The sequence below is a fragment of the Armatimonadota bacterium genome, from assembly GCA_036504095.1.
GTDB lineage: Bacteria > Armatimonadota > DTGP01 > JAKQQT01 > JAKQQT01 > DASXUL01.
The window spans coordinates 1-2,050 of record DASXVS010000062.1; the positions used below are offsets into that span (position 1 = coordinate 1).

At 62.5% G+C, this 2,050-nt stretch carries 2 protein-coding genes; both read left to right on the top strand.

The window, feature by feature from the left end; genetic code table 11:
* The first annotated feature begins 103 nt into the window (after positions 1-103).
* A complete protein-coding gene (locus VGM51_14260; protein ID HEY3414199.1) occupies positions 104-1,207 on the top strand; it encodes an IS110 family transposase in 1,104 nt (367 codons plus the stop codon).
* A gap of 471 nt (positions 1,208-1,678) precedes the next feature.
* The coding region (locus tag VGM51_14265; protein ID HEY3414200.1) for a hypothetical protein at positions 1,679-2,050 on the top strand (372 nt) is incomplete at its 3' end.

A 2,050-nucleotide genomic window follows, 5' to 3' on the forward strand; every position in this document is an offset into this window, starting at 1 on the left:
AAAGGGCTGTCCTCGCTTTCGTGGTCACCGAAAAATCGGGCCACAACAGATGAGCGGGGTCAACCTCCGAGGAGGTGCCCCAAAGTAAGGGAGGACAGCCCGAATGAAATCCTATGTGGGAATGGACGTGCACAGCAAGTCGAGCGTTTTCGTGATTCAGAACGAGCGTGGAGAGGAGCTGGGGCGGGGCGAGGTGGCGACGTCGAGGGAGGGATTCGGCTTGCTGCGGCAGCGGTTTGGGCTGCGAGCCTCGACTTTGGTGGCTCTGGAGTCGGGGACGATGGCGTTCTTTGCGGCGAGACGGCTGAGCGAGCTGGGTCTGTCGCCGGTGGTAGTGGACGCACGAGAAGTCCGGATGAAGGCACATCGTCCGAGGCAGAAGAGCGACACGCGTGATGCCGTCGAGCTGTGCGAAGGCATTCGGCGAGGCCTTTACCGAGGCATCGTGCACGTGCCACCCGGGGAGATCGAGCACCTGCGCAACACCCTCTCGCGGCGGCGCCACTTCGTGCGGCTCGGGACGGCCGAGATCAATGCGGCCAAGAAGATGCTTCGAGGAGCGGGGCTCTCGGAGCTGAGCCGCCAGCATCTGGGGACGCGTCGTGCCTGGCAGCGTCTTCTGCAGGCCCTTTCCGCACACCCTGACGTGCGGGAGTTCGTCGAGCTTCACGGCCGGGCGTGGCAGAGCGCCATGGAGCAGAAGACTTCTTGCGAGAAGAGCCTCGAGGAGCAGCACGCATTCTTCGGAGAGGACGTCGAAAGGCTCAGGACCGTGCCGGGCGTCGGAGAAATCGTGGCCCTGACGGCGATCGCAGTCTTCTCGGACGCCACGCGGTTTCCGAGCGCCAAGCACGCAGCAAGCTACGCGGGGCTCGTCCCCCAAACCTACCAGTCGGGCGAAACGAACCGCCAGGGCCACATCACCAGGACGGGATCGCCCGAACTACGGGCCATGCTCGTGCAGGCGGCTCACACGGCACGAAGGCAGAGCAGTCCTCTGAATCCGTTCCTGAGGAATCTCACGCTTCGCCTGGGGACGCGGCGAGCCGTCACCGCCGTAGCGCATCGACTGTGCCGCGTCCTGTACGCGATGCTTCGTGACAAGAAGAGCTTCGACGCCTCGATGCTGAAGGCCCACGAGCCGCGCATGGTCGTCGAAAAGAAACGGGTCTATCGACTGAGGCCTCACGCAGCGACGAGCTGCTGAAGGCCGAGAAAGGAAAGCACGCCGCAAATCTTGCCGAGAATCGGGTGGATGACCCTGCTGCTGAACTTTGGGCCAAAGAGCCCGGGATATCGTTTGGGGCGCCATCCGCTGAAGTGATACGTGGGGCATAGACCCCGAATGGACGAGTGGCCGGCAGCTTCGTGCGGCGAAAAGAATCTCAGGCGAGGGGCTTGACAGAAATCTTCATGGGCGAGTTCACCGGCGAGAAGGAAGGAGCGCGAGCGACTGACGCCGAGTCCGGTGCAATGAGGTGTTGGGCGGCGACCGGGCGCTGGAAGTAGGCCATACCTAGCCCCAGAAGATGTGCGTAGGATCGGTTTCGAGCTCGCGAACAAGGCGAGCCGTGTCCTTTGTGGGACGGGCGTTCTCGTACGCGTACCAGCGGCCAGTGTGCCGGAGCCAGAAGAGCCGCCAGCGCCCGTCCGGCTCGTAATGGAAGCGCGCGATGGGATGTTCGGTTTCCTGGGAGTGGTCTCGGAAATAGGGGCGACATTCAACGACCGTTATGTCGTTACCGCGCGCTTTGATTTCGAGCCGAACCTGAGCGCGCGCGTGAGGCGGAATCTTGCGCCACGCGAACTGTTCGAGCTGGGTGATGAGGCGCTGGCGCTCGGCTTCCGGCACAGGCACGACAATGATCCGCTTTCGCCGCCCAACGATATCGTTTCAATGAAGACGAAGAAAGGGCTGTCCTCGCTTTCGTGGTCACCGAAAAATCGGGCCACAACAGATGAGCGGGGTCAACCTCCGAGGAGGTGCCCCAAAGTAAGGGAGGACAGCCCGAATGAAATCCTATGTGGGAATGGACGTGCACAGCAAGTC

Bases quoted from the DNA above. Each gene is read 5' to 3' on its own strand.
- VGM51_14260 (HEY3414199.1), top strand. From the start codon at position 104: ATGAAATCCTATGTGGGAATGGACGTGCACAGCAAGTCGAGCGTTTTC.